Origin of the sequence: Streptomyces sp. NPDC058653, from assembly GCF_042716895.1 — a bacterium.
GTDB lineage: Bacteria > Actinomycetota > Actinomycetes > Streptomycetales > Streptomycetaceae > Streptomyces.
In genome coordinates this window covers 33295-50828 of sequence record NZ_JBHXRM010000031.1, presented here as the reverse complement: position 1 = coordinate 50828, position 17534 = coordinate 33295, and the positions used below count along the sequence as shown (strand labels likewise).

Genomic DNA, 17534 nt, shown 5'->3' with positions numbered 1-17534 from the left:
GACGTCAGGCGGGCTGCGTCGCGGCGGCGATCCGCTCGGCGCGCAGCGCCTCGTACCACCGGTCGTCGGCGGGCGGCAGCGCGTTGACGTCCAGGGCCAGCTTCAGCAGCAGATCGGCGATCAGCGGGTTCCGGGCCAGCACCGGGCCGTGCATGTACGTCCCGAAGACCGTGTCGTTGTACGCGCCCTCCGTGCCGTCGCCCGTGCCGTTGCCCCGGCCGAGCGAGACCCGCGCGAACGGCCGGGAGGTCGGGCCGAGATGGGTGATGCCCTGGTGGTTCTCGAAACCCGTCAGCGGCGGCAGCCCCAGATGCGGGTCGATGTCGCCCAGCACGTCGCCGACGCACCGCTCGCCCTCACCACGGGTGGAGATCACGTCGAGCAGCCCCAGACCACCCTCGCGCTCGCCCAGGTCGTTGACGAACTCATGGCCGAGGATCTGGTACCCGGCGCAGACCGAGAACACGATCGCGCCGTTGGAGACCGCCCGGTTGAGACCGCCGTCCCGGCGTAGCCGCTCGGCGGCGAGCCGCTGCGGCCGGTCCTCGCCGCCGCCGATGAGATAGATGTCGCCCGAGGTCGGCACGGCCTGGTCGCTGCGTACGTCGACACGCGTGACGTCCAGCCCACGCTGCCGGGCCCGGCGCTCCACGACCAGCGCGTTGCCCTGGTCGCCGTAGGTGCTCAGCAGGTCCGGGTAGATCCACACGAGCCGCAGACTGTTGTCGCTCATTCTTCGCTGTCCCCTCTCCGACTTCATGTGACTCAGTTGCCGACGCGACGGCGCAGGTCCTGGAAGGACGTGTAGTTGGCGATCGCCTCGATACGTCCGGGCGGCGCCATCTGTACGGCCTCGTCGGCGGTCGCGCACACCCGGAAGTCCAGGCCCGCGACCTCCAGCCGGACGGCCAGGTCCAGCTTGCGGTCGCCGATGACGAAGATCGGGTGACCGGCGAGCCGGGTGTAGTCGACGTCCCACAGCCAGGAGGTGTCCGTGCCGTCGGCGCCCCGGGCGTTGACCGCGAGGATGACGGGCGTGGGCGGCGGGTCGATGAGCGAGAACGTCTCCAGCCAGCCCGCCGGGTTCTTCGCCAGCAGGAGCCGCAGATCACGGCCGAGGAAGGAGACCACGTCGTAGCGGCCCGCGACGGCCTGCACCTGGTACATCCGCTCCAGGGCGACCTGCGGGGGCACTCCGAACGTGGCGGCGACGGCGGCGGACGTGGCGGCGTTCGCCCGGTTCGCGCGGCCGGGCAGCTGGAGGTGGATCGGCCAGGCCGAGCCGTGCGGGTCCAGGACATGGTCGCCGTGCAGCGCCCAGCTCGGCGCGGGCCTGCGGAAACCGCACTGGCCGCAGAACCAGTCGTCGCCCGGCCGCTGCATCACACCGCCGCAGGCGGGGCAGGACCAGGCGTCGTCCTTCCACTCCTGTCCGGCGGCGACCCAGACGACGTTGGGGGACGACGAGGCGGCCCAGACGATCAGCGGGTCGTCGGCGTTGGCGATGACCACGGCCTTCGTACCGGCCAGGCCCTCCCGCCAGTGCTCGGCGAGCATACGGGTCTCGGCGGCGCGGTCGAGCTGGTCGCGGGAGAGGTTGAGCAGGGCGATCGCCTTGGGCGTGGTGTCGCGCGCGACACCGGCGAGGTACTTCTCGTCGACCTCGATCACGCCGTACTTGGCGTCCGAACCGCCCGCGAGGGCGGAGGTGATGCCGGCCGGCATGTTCGCGCCCAGCGCGTTCGACACCACGGGGCCGCTGGCCCGCAGGGCTTCGGCGATCAGCCGTGTCGTGGTGGTCTTGCCGTTGGTCGCCGACACGAGCACGACGTCCAGATGCTGCGCGAGAGCCGCCAGCAGATCCGGGTCGAGTCGCAACGCCACCTTGCCGCCGATCACCGATCCGCTGCCGCGCCCCGCAGCGCGCGACACCGCCGCTGCGGCCTTGCCTGCCGTCACGGCCAGCTTGGCCCGTGGCGACAGCGGGTCCGTGTTGCCTGCCATCGTCCTTGATCCTCCTCGCGTCGGTCCGGGCTCAGCCTATCGAGATACGTGCACGGGCCCGAACCACGGCACCGGCGAAGGAGCCGATCGTTGTCACACGTACGCCGGAACGAAGCCGCGGGGCGGGCGCGCCGGAGCGCCGCCCGTGGTCCCCGCCCGGCGACGGGCAGCCCGGAGAGCTGGGCGTTTTCCTGCCTCGGTGGGCCGTGCGCGGGGTCCCCGGCCGGGCTTCCGCCGGTCCTGCCAGGGCGGCGGCGGGGCGCCCGGCCGCGCGCGGGGGAGGTGGACCACACCGGCCGGCTCCCGTGTGCGGACACCTGTCACCCGGCTCCAGAGGGTCACTCACCCGCCCGCCGGAGACCAGGAGTTGAGCAGGATGTTCACCCGACCTCCACGCCTCCGAGCCATACCCGGGCGGGTCGCAGGTCCGCGTCCAGCTCGACCAGGTCCGCCCGCAGGCCGGGGCGCAGCTCCCCCCGGTCGCGCAGCCCGAGCAGCCGGGCGGCCGTACCGGACGTCATCCGGACGGCGTCCGCCAAGGGCAGCCCCACCGTCGACACGGCCCGGCGGAACGCCTCCGCCACGAACAGCGTCGACCCGGCGAGCGTGCCGGTGCCGCGCAGCGTGGCCACCCCGCCGGAGACGGTCACCTCGCGGTCGGCGAAGGCGTACTCCCCGTCCGCCATGCCCGCCGCCGGCATCGCGTCACTGACCAGCACCAGCCGGTCGGGGCCCGCGACCCGGTGGGCCAGCCGGACGGTGTCGTCCGCCAGATGGTGCCCGTCCAGGACGAGTTCGCAGACCAGACGCGGGTCGAGCAGCGCGGCGGCGACCGGGCCGGGCTCCCGGTGGTGCAGCGGGGGCATCGCGTTGAACAGGTGCGTCACCGCGCGGGCACCGAGATCGGCGGCCCGTGTGAACCGGTCCGCGTCCGCGTCGGTGTGACCGAGGCAGCAGACCAGCGCGTCCGCGTACCGCTCGATCAGCTCCATGGCGCCGGGCAGTTCCGGCGCCACGGTCACCGACCGCGCGTGCCCGCCCGCCGCGTCGATCAGCCGCGCCAGCAGGTCCGGGTCCGGGTCGCGCAGCGCGGAGCGCGTCTGCGCGCCGCGCCGCAGCGGCGACAGGAAGGGCCCCTCGAAGTGGATGCCCGCCAGATTGGGCGCGGACCCGTCGTCGACGACCGACGCGACCGCGCGGACGGCCGCCTCCATCGCGGCCGGCTCGACCGTCGCGACGGACGCCAGCATCGTGGTCGTACCCCGTGCGAGATGGCCCGCCGCCGCCCCCCGTACGGCGGCGGGATCCCCGGTGTAGACCGAGTGGCCCGCGCCGCCGTGGCAGTGCGGGTCCACGAACCCCGGCACGACGGTCCGGCCGCCCAGGTCCACCAGGTCCGCGGACCCCCCGGGCGGGGCGCCCGTACCCAGCGAGTGGATACGGCCGTCCCGTACGAGGAGCCACCCCTCCACGACACCGGCGTCCGGCGTGACGAGCCGGCCGCCGGTCAGCAGCCGCCCGCCACCGGCACCGTCCGGCCCCCGTGCCGGACGGCCCGCCGTCATCGCGTGCCCAGCAGCGCGTCCACCGCGGCCCGCGCGCACACCCGCGAGGCACCGAAGGTGCGGACCCAGCCCCGGAAGCCGGAGAAGTCATGGCCGGGCACGCCCATGTCGACCACCACACAGCCGGGGTACCGCTCCAGCAGCTCGTCCAGGACCGGCCGCTGCCAGGGGAACCGGTGCGAGCTGCGCACCAGCAGCACCACATCGGCGTCGGGGCCGAACTCGTCCAGATACAGGCCGACTTCGGCCTTGATCATGCCCTCGGCGTTGTAGGTGTCGCCCGCCACCGCGAGCGCCTCGACATCGATTCCCGCCGCGCGCAGCGGCGCCTCCACGCCCCAGGAGGCGCCGCCCTGCGCGGGGGAGTGCGTCGGGTCGAGCCGTACGACCAGGGCCCGCCTCCCCCTGAGCGCCGCGTCGCCGCCGACCTCCAGGACGTCACGGGCCTGCTGCTCGCCGACGGTGTCGTCGTGTGCGACACCGGTGGCGCGCGGCCGGGTGCCGAGCTTGGCCAGACGGGTGTTCGCCTCGCGCAGCCGCTCCTCTGACAGGGTGCCGTTCTCCACGGCCGCCACCAGGGCGGCCGCCGCCGCGTCCACGTCGTCGCCGAACGCCCAGGCGCCCAGGCACAGGGCGTCCGCGCCGGCCGCGATCGCCCGGACGGCCGCCTCGGGCAGGCTCGCCACATCGGCGATCCCGCGCATCTCCAGCGCGTCGGTGATGACGACGCCGTCGAAGCCGAGCTCGTCACGGAGCAGACCGGTCAGTACGGCGGGGCTGATGGTGGCGGGCACGTCGTCCAGTTGGCTGAGACGCACGTGCGAGACCATGATGCTGTCGACCCCTGCGGCGATGGCCGCGCGGAACGGGTCGAGGTAGTGGTCCACCAGTTCCTGCCGGGGCAGGTCCACGGTGGGGGTGCCGAGGTGCGCGTCCGTGGAGCTGAGACCGTGCCCCGGGAAGTGCTTGGCGCACGCGCTCACCCCCGCGGCCTGGAGCCCCTCGACCCAGGCCGCCGCGTGCTTGGCGACCAGCGCGCGGTCGGCGCCGAAGGTGCGGATGCCGTTGGGGGACAGGGGGTTGACGGCCGCGTCGACGGCGGGCGCCAGGTCCCAGTCGATACCGGCCTCCACCAGGGAGAGGCCGATCTGGTAGGCGGACTCACGGGTCCGCGCGGGGTCGTCGAGCCGGCCGAGGGCGTGATTGCCCGGTACGGACGTACCGCCGTGGTTCTCCAGCCGGTTGACGTCGCCGCCCTCCTCGTCGACGGAGAGCAGTACATGGTCGCGGAGGCCGTGCAGGGCCGTGGTCAGCTCCCGCACCTGCTCGGCGGAGGCGATGTCCTTGCCGAACAGGACGAAGCCGCCGAGTCCGCTCGCGACCCGGGCGCGCGCCCACCTGGGGACGGTCCTGCGTCCGAGCGCGGGGAACAGCACGCCGTGGGCGAGCCGGGACAGCTCGGTCATGATTCGATTCCTCACCTTGCGGTTGATCGTCGTGCGGTGATGTGGGACGTGTGGGCGCGGACCGGGTCAGCCCTTGACCGCGCCGCTGGTCATGCCGCCCACGAGACGGCGCTGCACCAGCAGGAAGAAGATGAGCACCGGGATGGAGAAGATCGTCGAGGCCGCGATCATCGCGCCGTAGTCGACGCTCTCGGAGGTCTTGAACGACACCAGCCAGACCGGCAGCGTGTAGTTGTCCTGAGATTTCATGATCACGTAGGCGAAGATGTAGTCGTCCCACGCGTTGACGAACGCGAAGATCGACGTCGCCACGATGCCCGGCATCAGCAGGGGCAGCAGGACCCGTACGTACATCTGGAACCGCCCGCACCCGTCGACGAGCGCGGCCTCCTCCAGCTCGACGGGCACACCCTCCACGAACCCGCGCAGCGTCCAGATCGTGAACGGCAGCACGAAGGTCATGTACGTGAGGACGAGACCGGGCAGGAAGTCCAGGCCGCCCACGGACCGCAGCATCAGATACACCGGGATGACCATGGCCGCCGCCGGCACCATCTGCACCAGCACCAGGACGGTCAGCACGGCCTTGCGGCCGGCGAACCGGAACCGTGCGATCGCGATCGCCGCGAAGAGCGAGATGATCAGCGACAGGACCACCGAGGAGAGCGTGACCGTCAGCGAGTTGCGGACGAACACCCAGAATCCCGGCTTGTCCAGGGCCCGGGTGAAGTTCTCCATGCTGATCGGCCAGGGGATGAACCTCGGCACCGAACTGAGGATGTCCGACCGCTGCTTGAGCGCGGTGGCCACCATCCAGTAGACGGGGAACACCATCACCGCGGACACGGCCATCGCGATCGTGTTGTTGGCGGTCCGCCGTCTGCGCGCGGGTGAGCGCCGTGACACCTTCGTGGCCGGAGGCTTCCCGGCGGGTGCCTTGCCGGCAGGCGCCTTCCGGACGGGCGTTGAGGCGCTCATACGACATCTCCCTGCCGGGACAGCTTGCGCACGTAGGCGACGGAGAACAGGGCGAGGATCACCACGGTCACCACCGCGACCGACGCGCCGCTGCCGTACTCGTTGCGGCTGAACGCGGTGATGTACGCGTACACGCCGAGCGTGGTGGTCGCCCCGTCCGGACCGCCCTGTGTCAGCACCCAGATCGGGGTGAACGAGTTCACCGACCAGATCACCTCGAGAATGGTGAGGATCGCGAGGACGGGCCGCATGATCGGAATGGTGATGTTGCGGAACATCTGGAGGGTCCCCGCGCCGTCGAGGCGGGCCGCCTCGTACAGGGACTCGGGTATCTGGCCGCGCGCGGCGAAGAGGGTCAGCGCGACGAACGGCAGGCCCTTCCAGACCGTCAGCAGGATGATCAGACCCAGGGCCTGGGTGGGGTGCGAGAACCAGTCGTAGACCGACATGTCCCCGAACACCCGGACCTGGGTGAGCAGCCAGTTGGCGACGCCGTACTGCGGCTGGAACATCCACTGCCAGACCAGCGTCGCCGCCACCATGGGCATCGCCCACACCAGCACCAGACAGACGGTGGTGACGACGCGGGCCCACGGCGAGATGCCCATCAGCAGATGCGAGATGAGGAATCCCAGCACCATCAGCAGCGTCACGCACACCAGCGTGAACACCACCGTCCGCAGCAGGACGGCCAGGAAGTCGGCGTCCGAGAAGATCCGGGTGAAGTTGTCCAGGCCGATGAAGTCCGACTGCCCGGTGAACAGCGAGCGGGGGCCGAACTCCTGCGTCGACAGGGTCAGCAGCCGAAGCAGGGGATAGCCCTGGATCAGCAGGAGCGCGGCCAGCGCGGGGGCGATCATCGCCCAGGGCAGCATCCGGGACCGCCGCGCCGGCCCGCGCCGCCCCGGTGGCCCGGTGCGGCGGTCCCTGTCCGGTGCGCGCACCGGACGGTGCTTCTCAGTGAGTGCCATCAGGCGTCCAGGGGTGTCAGTCGCTCAGCGAGTTGAAGGCTTCCGTCGCGTGCTTGTCGTACGCGGCGGACGACGAGGCGATGTCCGCACCGCTCGCGATCTTCGAGAAGAACTGTTCGTTGTAGCGCTCGGTCTCCAGCGTCGCTTCGCCGGGACTGTTGGGCAGCGGCCGGCTCACCTTGCTGGCCTCCGACGCGACGGTCAGCTGCTCCGGCACGCCGGCCGGGGTGAACTCGGGGGAGACCGGCAGCAGGTTGAGCTTCAGAGCCATCCGCTGCTGGAACTTCTCGCCGGAGACGACCCGCAGCCAGTCCTCGGCGGCGTCCCGGTCGGGGCTGCCCGCCGCGATACCGATGGTCGACCCGGAGACGATCACGGGCATCGTGCTCTCCGCGGTGTAGCCCGGCATCGCGAAGAAGCCGATGTTCTCCTTCATCTCCGGGTTCTTCTCGACGACGGCGGCCGGCTCCCAGGCCTTGACGTACGCCATGGCGGCCTTGCCGTCGGCGAACAGCTGGTCCTGGTCGGGGCTGTCGGTGTTGACGCCGCGGGAGGAGGGGGTGGAGCAGGTGTTCTGGAAGTCCTTCCAGGCCTTCAGCCCGGACTGGTTGGCCGCGGACGACATCTGGGCCTTCCACTCGCCGTCCTTCTGCGCGGCGATGTCGCCGCCCTTGCCGAAGAGGAAGGGCATGCCGTTGAACCAGTACTGGCCCGGCAGATAGAAGCCGGAGAAGTTGGCCGTGTCCTTGTTCGACTCGGCGAGGGTGCCGCAGTGTTCCTCGAGCTCGGCGAGGGTCTTCGGCGGTGTGGTGATGCCCGCGTCCGCGAACATCTTCTTGTTGTACATGACGACCTTGGTGCCGCCGTAGAGCGGAACCGCGTACAGCTTGCCGTCGAACTCGGAGGGGGTGGAGAGACCGCTCAGCCAGCCGTCGGAGCCCTCGAAGGACTTCTTGTCCTCCGTGAGGTCGGCGAGGCCGCCGGAGTACGTCTGGAGCGGGGTCTGGGTGTTGCCCATCTCGACGATGTCCGGCGGGTTGCCGCTGGCCAGCGCCGTGGTGATCTTGGTGGCGACACCGTCCCACTGCTGTATCTGGATGTCGACATCCATGTCCGGATGGTCCTTCTCGAACTCGGCCGTCACCTCCTTGATCAGGGGGTTGTCGCCGGGCCCGCCGGTCATCATCCAGATCGTCAGCTTGTTGTCGGAGTCGGACTTCGCCACCCCGCCACCGCCGCACGCCGTGAGCGTGAGCGCGAGGACCGGAAGTGCCGCGAGTGCGCACCGGGTCCGTGATCGATTCATCGTTGTCACCCTTCTGCCATCTGCTCGTCGTGGGTGGTGCGGGAGTGCGCGTCGTCGTTGCCGGGAGGGCCGCCTTGGGCCTTCGTGGCGGTGGGGGAGGTGGGGCAGTCCGCGAGGCGGCGGATGATCAGGTCGCGGTCGACGGCCACGGAGGCCGCGTCGTCGGCGCTCACGCCCAGCGAGTCGTAGAGCCGGCCGAGCGAGGCCGCCATCGAGCCGAGCAGGCCCGCCGAGTCACCGAGGTCGGAGTGGCGCACCACGCTGCGGACGCCGACGGCGCCGGCGACCTGGTCGCTGATGGCCGTCAGCCGCGCGGTGTCGAAGGACTCCGAGAAACCGCCGGTCAGGACCACGGTGGCCGGCTCGTAGGCGAGCGCGACGATGGTGACGAGATGGGCCAGCGCGCCGTGCACCTCGGCCAGGAGCGGCGCGTACGCCTCCGGGTCCTCGAACAGGGCCCGCGCCGTCGGCACGTCGACCCCCGTGCCGCGCGCGTACGCCACCAGGTCGGCCCCGGACAGCAGATCGCGCAGCCGCTCCTCGCGGCCGGGCAGGGGGAGCCGGCCGAACTCGCCGAGGAGACCGGTCCTGCTGAGCAGCACCTGTCCGTCGATGGAGACCGCGGAGCCGAGGCCGGTGCCCATGGCGAGCAGTACGGCGGTCTCCCGGTCCGGCAGTGATCCGTACTGGAGTTCGCCGCGCAGGGCGAGGTTGGAGTCGTTGCCGACCGCGGTCTCCACGCCCACGAGGGCGGAGACCCTGTCGATGAATCCGGTGCCCTTGATCTGGCCGAGATTGTGCGATGCCACGACGGCCCGTCCGTCGCCGGTGACGACACCGGGCAGGCCGATCGTGACGGTGTGCAGGGGGACGCCGTCACCGTGCCGGTCGACGAGGTCGGTGATCCGGCCGGCCACCCAGGCGGCGAGCTCGTCCGCCGTCGCGTCGCGCGGCGTGGTGTCCCGGCTCCTGATGATCGCGCGGCCCAGCGCGTCCGCCACCACGACCCGGCAGTTGGTGCCGCCGAGGTCGACTCCGCAGACGAGGGCGGAGCGGTGGTTGAAACTCACGGACGTCGACTGTCTGCCGGGGCCTTCCCGGAGCACCCGGAAACCCTCCAGGGCGAGGGACTCGGCCATCAGGTCGTCCACGATGCGGAACACCGTGGCCCGGCTCAGACCGGTGTCCGCGATGAGCCGTTGACGGTCCATGTCCGCGCCGGACAGCAGGGCCGCGATCACGGCGCTGCGGTTGGAGGTGCGGGGGAGCGAGGTAGTTGCCACAATTCCTCTCACTCTGAGATTAATTTGGTGGCGCAACTTTAGGCACAGGTGACCGATGAAAACCAGACATGCGGCACATCACGTTCAGGTAAACGTGGTGGCCCCACCCGTCACGCCCGTCACGCACTTGGGGCCCCCGGGGTGGAGCCGGTACCCGTGCGGAGGGCCCCCGCGGTGACGACGTACTCTGGCGCGATGCGAAACCGGCCGATCCCCGGAAGCACCGGACGGGTCCGTCCCCTGCGGCTGCTCGGCGACCCGACGCTGCACGCCCCCTGCGGGCCCGTCACCGACTTCGGGCCACAGCTGGCCCGGCTGGTCGAGGACCTGTTCGCGACGATGTACCGGGCGAGCGGAGTCGGTCTCGCGGCCAACCAGATCGGCGTGCCGCTACGGGTCTTCGTGTACGACTGCCCCGACGACGAGGACGTCCGCCATCTCGGGCACGTCGTCAATCCCCGCCTGGTGGAGGCGGACGGGGTCACCGTACGGGGGCCCGAGGGCTGCCTGTCGCTGCCGGGCCTCGAAGCGGGCACGGAGCGGTTCGACCACGCGGTGGTGGAGGGGGTGACGGTGGACGGCGCGCCCGTACGGGTCGCCGGAAGCGGGTTCTTCGGCCGCTGTCTCCAGCACGAGTGCGACCATCTGGAGGGGCTGGTCTACCCGGACCGGCTGACCGGTCTGCGCCGGGCCAGGGTGCTGCGGGCGGCGCGGCGCGCGTCCTGGGGCTGAGCGGCGGGGACCCCTGGGCCCCCGGCCCGAGTCGTCAGAGCCCCGGGCTGCCCGCCCGGTCGTCCACCAGCGACAGCCTGCCCCAGAGCAGATCGGCCAGGCTGCTCACCAACTGGGCGCGTGAGCAAGGGCGTTCGCCGAGCCACCAGTCACCGGCCGCATGCATCATGCCGACGATCCCATGGCCCCAGACCCGGGCCAACTGCGCGCTGCCGGGGCCGAGGTCGACCCGTTCCTCGATGACGATGGCCAGCTCCTCGCCGAGGCGGCGCAGCAGCGGCGCCGAGTGCCGGCCCACGTCGAAACCCTGCTCGGGGAGCTGGGTCTCGGCGGCGTCGTCCGCGGGATGCATCAGGAACCGGTACACCTGGGGCCGGGCCTCGATCGCCGCGAGATAGGTGTCGAGCGTGGCCTCCACCCGCTCGCGCCGGTCGGCGGGCGCGTCGAGCGCCACCTTCAACGCGCTGAGCAGCGCGTCCGTATGACGCTTCGCCAAGGCGCGGTAGAGCCCGCCCTTGTCGCCGAAGTGGCGGTAGAGGATCGGTTTGGTGATGCCGGCCTCCGCCGCGATCGCGTTCATGGAGGCTTTCGGCCCGTCGCGCAGCACGACCCGGTCGGCGGCCTCCAGGAGTTGGCGGCGCCGCTGATGGGCCGAGCGGTGCTGGTCGGCCTGCTGTGTGGTCCCCATGGGTGTCTCCCCGCCCGAGCGATTCCGTGACGCCCCGGCAACGTAACACCAAGGCCACCGCCCCCGCAGATCAGCCCGCCGCAGGTTGACATCCTCTACTTGTCGGTAACAGACTGTTGTTACCGTAAGTAACAGCAGTGCTGGAGGATGACGATGGCCGAGTTCACCTTCGAACTCAACGATGACCAGAGGCAGGTACGCGACTGGCTGCACGGGTTCGCCGCCGAGGTCATCCGTCCGGCCGCCGCCGAGTGGGACGAGCGGGAGGAGACTCCCTGGCCCGTGATCCAGGAAGCCGCCAAGGTCGGTGTCTATTCCCTCGACTTCTACGCACAGCAGTACTTCGACCCCACGGGCCTCTCCATCCCCATGGTGATGGAGGAACTCTTCTGGGGTGACGCGGGCATCGCCCTGTCGATCGTCGGCACCGGACTCGCCGCCGTCGGAGTGCTCGCCAACGGCACGGAGGAGCAGATAGGCACCTGGATCCCGCAGATGTACGGCGACCCGGACGAGGTGAAGGTCGCCGCCTTCTGCTCCTCCGAGCCCGACGCCGGATCGGACGTGGCCGCCATGCGCACCCGCGCCGTCTACGACGAGGCGAAGGACGAGTGGGTCCTGAACGGCACCAAGACCTGGGCGACCAACGGCGGCATCGCCAACGTGCATGTCGTGGTCGCCGTCGTGGACCCCGGGGCCGGCTCCAAGGGCCACGCCTCGTTCATCGTCCCGCCCGCGACACCCGGTCTCTCCCAGGGCCAGAAGTTCAAGAAGCACGGCATCCGCGCCTCGCACACCGCCGAGGTGGTCCTGGAGAACGTACGGGTCCCCGGCCACTGCCTGCTGGGCGGCAAGGAGAGGCTCGACGAGCGGCTGGCCCGTGCCCGCGAGGCGAGGGCGGACGCGGGAGCCGCGCGTACGGGCGCCGAGCGCGTGAAGAACGCGGCCATGGCGACCTTCGAGGCCTCGCGCCCCGCGGTCGGCGCCATGGCCGTGGGCACGGCCCGCGCCGCGTACGAGGTGGCGCTCGACTACGCGCGGACCCGCCACCAGTTCGGCCGCCCGATCATCGACAACCAGGGCGTTGCGTTCCAGCTCGTCGACATGCGCACCCGGATCGACGCGTCCCGGCTGCTCGTGTGGCGCGCCTCCTGGATGGCGGCCACGGGCAAGCCCTTCACCGCGGCGGAGGGCTCGATGTCGAAGCTCTACGCGAGCGAGACGGCGAAGGACGTCACCGCCCGGGCGGTCCAGATCCTCGGCGGCAACGGCTTCACCCGGGAGTACCCGGTCGAGCGGATGCACCGCGACAGCGCGATCTACACCATCTTCGAGGGCACGAGCGAAATCCAGCGCCTGGTCATCGCCCGCACCCTCGCGGGGATGCCGATCCGCTAGGGGCAGGGGGAGCGGGGGGCCACGCCTCCGAAGTACTTCTTCCACTGGGAGTGCGTCATCGCGGGCTGTCCGAGCCGGCAGACGCGGTCAGCGACGCGTTCCGGAGAGATCTCCCACAGTCGGGCGGCGCGGTCCTCGCCCACCGTCGCCAGGGTGTGACCGTCGGGGCCGAACGCCGCAGCGAGCACGGCATCGGTGCGACCGGCTTCGTACGCCAGGGACGCCATGGCCTGCGGCCGGGCCGGATCGGCCGTGTCCCACAGCCGGGCGGTGCCGTCGGCGCCCGTGGTGGCCAGGGTGTTCCCGTCGGGGCTGAAGGCGGGGGAGTGGGCGGCGCCGACATGACCGTCGAGTGCCGCCCTCTGGTGCGGTCGCCGGCCGGTGACGTCCCACAGCCGCGTCGTACCGCCGAATTCCGTGGTGGCCAGGGTGCGGCCGTCGGGGCTGAAGGCGGCGGCGTTGACACCCTCCGGGAGCGACGCCGAGATGGCCAGAGTGCTCGGGCGGCGGGAATCGCGAACGTCCCACAGGCGTACGGTGCGGTCCCATCCCCCGGTGGCCAGGGTGTTCCCGTCCGGGCTGAACACGGCGGTGTTGGCGCCGCCGGTGTGTCCGGTGACAGCGGCGTGCGCCCGGGGGCGGCGCGGGTCGGTGACGTCCCAGAGCCGGACGGTGCCGTCGGTGCTCGCGGTGGCGAGGGTGTCGCCGTCCGGACCGAAGGCGACCGTGTTGACGTGGTCGTCGTGTCCCGTGAGTGTGGCGACGGTGCGCGGCCGGCGCGGGTCGGTGAGATCCCACAGCCGGGCGGTGCGGTCCAGGCTGCCGGTGGCCAGGGTGCGGCCGTCCGGGCTCACCGCCAGCCCGCACACGCCGTCCTTGTGTCCGGTGAGGGTGGCCACGGTGCGGGGACGGTGCGGGTCGGTGACGTCCCAGAGCCGGGCGGTGCCGTCGGTGCTCGCGGTGGCGAGCGTACGGCCTCCGGGAGCGAACGCCGTCGCGCAGACGGTGCCGGTGTGCCCATGGAGGGCGGGAATGGGCAGGTCCCACAGGCGGGCGGTCTGGTCGTCGCCGGCCGTGGCCAGGGTGCGGCCGTCGGCGCTGAACGCCACGAACACGGCCGCGTCGGTGTGGCCGGTGAGCACGGTCGTCCGTCTCGGGTGTCGTGGGTCGTCGATGTCCCACACCCCCACGGTGTGGTCCAGGCTCGCGGTGGCGAGGGTCCGGCCGTCGGGACTGATGGCGACCGCGCGCAGGCCCTCCGTGTGACCGGTCAGCGTGGCCCGCCGGAGCGGGCGCCCGGGGCCGTCCAGATCCCAGAGCCGTACGGTCCGGTCCCAGCTCGCGCTGGCGAGCGTCTTCCCGTCGGGGGTGAACGTCACCCAGCTGACGGCGGCGGTGTGCCCGGTGAGGGTGGCCGACGGGTGGGCTTCCCCGGAGGCGTCGAGCGTCCACAGCCGTACGGCGCGGTCGAAGCCGCCGGCGGCCAGGGTGCGGCCGTCCGGGCTGAAGGCCACCGAGACGGTCGCCGTGTTCGTGGCCGCGTCTGCGCGCAGCGTGGCCGTCGCCCGGGGACGGCGCGGATCGGACACGTCCCAGAGCCGGACGGTGCTGTCGGTGCTCGCGGTGGCGAGGGTGTCGCCGTCCGGACTGAACGCCGCGGCGTTGACATCACCGCTGTGACCGCGCAGGACGGTCGAGCGGTGATGAGCGGTGCCCGGGTCCCCGAGGTCCCACAGGCGGGCGGTGTCGTCCCAGCTCGTGGTCGCCAGAAGATGAGTGTCAGGGCTGAAGGCCGCGTGGCTGACCTTCTCCGTGTGTCCGGTCAGGATGGCGCGCGTACGGGGGCGGTGGGGGTCGGTGATGTTCCACAGCCGGGTGGTGCCGTCCGTACTCGCCGTGGCGAGCGTGCGGCTGTCCGCGCTGTAGGCCACCGCGTTGACGTTCTCGTTGTGGCCGGTGAGCCGCGTGGCGTACGGGGTCGCGAACGTACTGAGCAGGCTGCCGCGCGACTCGGTGGTGGGGGCCAGACGGTAGGCGGCGAGGCTGAGCCGGGTCGCGAGCGCGGGGTCGGCGGCGCGCAGTGCGGTGGCCTGCGCGGCGACCTTCTGGGAGAGGGCGATGTTGCGCTGCCGAAGGGCGTCGCCCTGTGCGCGCACCGCGTAGACGGTCGCGGCCGACGCGGTGACCAGCAGCAAGGTCAGCAGTGCGGTGAGCCGGCGCAGCCGGCGGGCGCCGCGCCGTGCGGCGGCCCGCTCGCCGTCCGCGGCCGCCCGGCTCGTATCGAGGAACTCCCGTTCCCGCACGGACAACGAGGCGCGGTCGAGCGCGGCGGCGGCCGCGAGACGCGTGCCCCGGTACAGCGCGCCCGGATCTCGTCCCAGTGCCTCCCACGCGTGCGCCGCGTCGGTGAGCTGCCCAAGGGCCCTGGTGGCCTCGCGGTCGTCGGTCAGCCATCCGCGCAGCCGGGGCCAGCAGCGGATCAGGGCCTCATGGGCCAGCTCGACCCGTTCATGGTCCAGCGTCAGCAGCCGTGCGTGGGCCGCGTGGTTGAGTACGGCGGTGAGGTCTGCGCCGTCGGCCCGCTCGCCCAGTCCCGCCAGCTCCTTCCGGCGGGCCGGCCGCTTGGTGTCCTGCGTGCCTTCGCCCACCGCGATCAGCCGTAGGAACACGCGCCGGGCCGTCTCCCGCTGCCGCGGGGACAGTTGTCCGTAGAAGTCCTCCGCCGTCCGGGCGAGGCCGCCTTCGAGTCCGCCCAGGGCCTGGAAGGCATCCAGTGTCAGCGCGTTGCCGCGCCGTCCGCGCCAGGTCTGGAGCAGCGCGTGCGAGAGCAACGGCAGCGTGCCGGCCTGACCGTGGGCCTGCGCGACGAGTGACGTCAGAAGCGCGCCCTCGACGGTGAGACCTGCCTGCCGGGCGGGTCCGGTCACGGCGGTGCGCAGTTCGTCGACCGTCATCGGTCCGACCGGTACCTGTGTGTCGCGCACCGCCGCCGCCAGCAGCGGGTTCTGGATGCAGTGGCCGTAGAAGTCGGCGCGTACACCCAGGACGACGCGACACCGGCCGTGCGCGGCGGCCGCCGCGGTCAGCAGCGCCTCGATGAAGAGGTGCCGTTCGGCCTCGTCCCGGCACAGCGTGAAGATCTCCTCGAACTGGTCGACGATCAGCACGACACTGTCGTCCTCACCGGAACGGGCAAGGATCTGCCGTACGACCCGGTCCAGATTGGCGGGGTCCTGCCGCAACTCCTCGTACAGCCCGCCGGGCGGCACTCCCGCCGGGCCGCCGAGCCGTACCGCGCACTCCTCCAGGGGTCTCGGTCCCGGTGTCAGGACGACCGTCATCGCCCGGTCGCGCAGACGCGGGACCAGCCCCGCCCGCAGAAGCGAGGACTTGCCCGCGCCCGAAGCCCCGATGACGACGACGAACGGCCGACGCTCCAAGCGGTCGGCCACTTCGTCCACTAGCCGCTCCCGGCCGAAGAACCACGGGGCGTCCCGCTCCTGGAACGCCCGCAGGCCGGCGTACGGCGCTCGCGCCCCCGTCTCCTCCCGCGCCCCGGGGGCGGCGTCCGCCGAGTCCTCCAGGACGAGGTCCGCCGTTTCGCGCCAACGCCGCTCCCATTCCGCGGCGTTCCCGTCGCACGCGCGCACGTACGCCAGGGTGACCGCCAGGGTCGGCAGTCGCTGCCCGGACGCGGCGGAGGAGAGAGTCGAGATCGAGTAGTGGGCCAGTTCCGCCAGTCTCCGGTAGGGCGGATTTCCCGCTTTCCGGCGCAACTGCCGTAAGCCTTCGGCGAATTCCGGCAACGGACCGTTCACCGCGTCCAGCGGCCGTTCTCTGCGCGGCACCGCCGCACCCCCTTACCGCTTGCCGTTCCCCGTTTCCCCAGGTCACGGCCCGACGCTCTCCGTCGGATTCTTCGGCGATTGTTTGTTCGCATCAGTGCTCCGAACCCGAACAACGCGCGAGCCGCTACACCTTGAGAGGCCGACCGGCCGCCCTTTCACCGGTCGGCGGCCCAGTGGCTGGGTCCGAAGGCCACGAAGGAGACCCGGAAGACCCGGGGGAAGGACTCGATCATGCGTAGATCGACAAAGGCACGGCTCGGGGCAGTGGTCGCCGTCATCAGTCTCGGTACGGCGTTGGCGTCAGGCCCTCCGGCGGCGGCCGCGCCGACCGGCGGCTCCGATGTGCGGGTGACCTGCAACGCCGGCAGTGTCTGCGGGTGGACCGCCTACAACTTCGGCGGACTCGGGACAACGAGCGCCGCGGTCGCGTCCGGGCAGTGCAAGAACCTGTCGATCAGTGTGCGGTCAGCGATCAACCACTCGTTCTCCTATCAGAGGTTCTGGACCAACAGCAACTGCACCGGCACCTCGTACCTGCTGGCTCCCGGTGAGTCGGCGACGATCATGGGAGCCGGGCACCGGGGGCTGGGCGGGTTCTGAGGTGCCGGGCGCGGGCTGTTGTGGGTGGGGTCAGGTGTGTGCCGTGGGGCGGTAGACGAGTTCCTGGATGTGGCTGTCGAGCGTCCGGTGCTCGATCAGTTCGAGGTCGAAGTCGGCCGCTCCCCGGAAGACGGGGTCCAGGCCGGTGCGGCCGGTGATCACGGGGAAGAGCGTCACCTGCACACGGTCGACCAGACCGGCCTCCATCAGCGCCCGGTTCATCGACAGGCTGCCGTGCGAGCGCAACGGCACCGGTGACTCCTCCTTGAGGCGGGCGACGACGTCGACGGCGTCGCCGCCCGCCACGGTCGCGTCCGGCCAGTCGAGGGGGCCTTCCAGGGTGGTCGACACCACCGTCGTCGGCAGATCCCTCATCCGGGTGACCCAGGGGTCGCGGACCTCGGAGTCCGGGGTGCTCTCCGCCAGCATCCTGGCGAACAGGCGGTAGGTCCGGGCCCCGAAGACCATCCGCTGTTCCTCGCCGTAGAGGCCCAGGCGGTGGTCGAGAAGTTCGGGGCCCTGTCTGCCCCAGTAGCCGGTCCAGTTCCCGCCCGCGGCGCCGAAGCCGTCGAGGCTGGAGAAGACGTCGAAGGTGTAGGTGGCGGTCATGGTGCTCTCCTCGGCAGGTGCGGTTCCTCGCGTGTTTCCGTCCTGCCAGTAGAGACCGGCGACGGCACCGGGACTCATCGTTGCCC

At 71.6% G+C, this 17534-nt stretch carries 14 protein-coding genes; 3 read left to right on the top strand and 11 right to left on the bottom strand.

Going from position 1 to position 17534, the window contains the following annotated elements; translation table 11 throughout:
* Positions 1-4 precede the first annotated feature (4 nt).
* The 8 genes from ACFWU9_RS24640 to ACFWU9_RS24605 all read right to left on the bottom strand — a co-directional run bounded on the left by ACFWU9_RS24640 (position 5) and on the right by ACFWU9_RS24605 (position 9573).
* Complete coding sequence (locus tag ACFWU9_RS24640; RefSeq protein ID WP_384321892.1) at positions 5-733, bottom strand: type 1 glutamine amidotransferase; 729 nt, start codon at positions 731-733, stop codon at positions 5-7.
* Between the two features lie 32 nt (positions 734-765).
* Positions 766-2004, bottom strand: coding sequence for a MurT ligase domain-containing protein (locus ACFWU9_RS24635; RefSeq protein WP_189109419.1), 1239 nt, complete (start codon positions 2002-2004; stop codon positions 766-768).
* 380 nt (positions 2005-2384) lie between these two features.
* On the bottom strand, positions 2385-3569 hold the full coding sequence (gene nagA / locus ACFWU9_RS24630) for an N-acetylglucosamine-6-phosphate deacetylase (RefSeq protein ID WP_384321890.1): 1185 nt from the start codon (positions 3567-3569) through the stop codon (positions 2385-2387).
* Positions 3566-5035 carry a glycoside hydrolase family 3 N-terminal domain-containing protein gene (locus ACFWU9_RS24625; RefSeq protein ID WP_384321889.1) on the bottom strand — a complete coding sequence of 490 codons (1470 nt, stop codon included), beginning with the start codon at positions 5033-5035 and terminating at the stop codon, positions 3566-3568. The genes nagA and ACFWU9_RS24625 overlap by 4 nt, the downstream gene beginning before the upstream one ends.
* 66 nt (positions 5036-5101) lie before the next feature.
* Positions 5102-6013 (bottom strand): carbohydrate ABC transporter permease, encoded by a 912-nt coding sequence (locus ACFWU9_RS24620; protein WP_384321887.1) that lies wholly within the window; start codon positions 6011-6013, stop codon positions 5102-5104.
* A complete protein-coding gene (locus ACFWU9_RS24615; protein WP_384321885.1) occupies positions 6010-6984 on the bottom strand; it encodes a carbohydrate ABC transporter permease in 975 nt (324 codons plus the stop codon). Before ACFWU9_RS24615 ends, ACFWU9_RS24620 begins: the two co-directional genes overlap by 4 nt.
* A 16-nt stretch (positions 6985-7000) precedes the next feature.
* Positions 7001-8290, bottom strand: a complete 1290-nt coding sequence (locus tag ACFWU9_RS24610; RefSeq protein WP_384321883.1) for an extracellular solute-binding protein — start codon at positions 8288-8290, stop codon at positions 7001-7003.
* A gap of 5 nt (positions 8291-8295) precedes the next feature.
* Complete coding sequence (locus ACFWU9_RS24605) at positions 8296-9573, bottom strand: ROK family protein (protein ID WP_384321881.1); 1278 nt, start codon at positions 9571-9573, stop codon at positions 8296-8298.
* A gap of 195 nt (positions 9574-9768) precedes the next feature.
* On the opposite strand from ACFWU9_RS24605, the gene def reads away from it, so the two are divergent.
* The gene (gene def, locus ACFWU9_RS24600; RefSeq protein WP_384321880.1) at positions 9769-10305 is read left to right on the top strand and encodes a peptide deformylase; all 537 of its coding nucleotides are present in this window, start codon (positions 9769-9771) and stop codon (positions 10303-10305) included.
* Positions 10306-10339: 34 nt separating this feature from the next.
* Here the strand turns inward: def and ACFWU9_RS24595 are convergent, their stop codons facing one another.
* Positions 10340-10993, bottom strand: coding sequence for a TetR family transcriptional regulator (locus ACFWU9_RS24595; protein WP_384321878.1), 654 nt, complete (start codon positions 10991-10993; stop codon positions 10340-10342).
* 153 nt (positions 10994-11146) lie between these two features.
* On the opposite strand from ACFWU9_RS24595, the gene ACFWU9_RS24590 reads away from it, so the two are divergent.
* Positions 11147-12391: an acyl-CoA dehydrogenase family protein gene (locus tag ACFWU9_RS24590; RefSeq protein ID WP_384321876.1), complete on the top strand. Its 1245-nt coding sequence runs from the start codon at positions 11147-11149 to the stop codon at positions 12389-12391.
* On the opposite strand, the gene ACFWU9_RS24585 is transcribed toward ACFWU9_RS24590, so the two are convergent.
* Positions 12388-16239, bottom strand: coding sequence for an XRE family transcriptional regulator (locus ACFWU9_RS24585; protein ID WP_384321874.1), 3852 nt, complete (start codon positions 16237-16239; stop codon positions 12388-12390). The two genes, ACFWU9_RS24590 and ACFWU9_RS24585, sit on opposite strands and share 4 nt — an antisense overlap.
* Before the next feature lie 231 nt (positions 16240-16470).
* On the opposite strand from ACFWU9_RS24585, the gene ACFWU9_RS24580 reads away from it, so the two are divergent.
* Positions 16471-16839, top strand: coding sequence for a peptidase inhibitor family I36 protein (locus tag ACFWU9_RS24580; RefSeq protein ID WP_384321873.1), 369 nt, complete (start codon positions 16471-16473; stop codon positions 16837-16839).
* A 30-nt stretch (positions 16840-16869) separates the two neighbouring features.
* Here ACFWU9_RS24580 and ACFWU9_RS24575 read toward each other — a convergent pair whose 3' ends face one another.
* Positions 16870-17448, bottom strand: coding sequence for a dihydrofolate reductase family protein (locus ACFWU9_RS24575; protein WP_384321871.1), 579 nt, complete (start codon positions 17446-17448; stop codon positions 16870-16872).
* Positions 17449-17534: the final 86 nt, after the last annotated feature.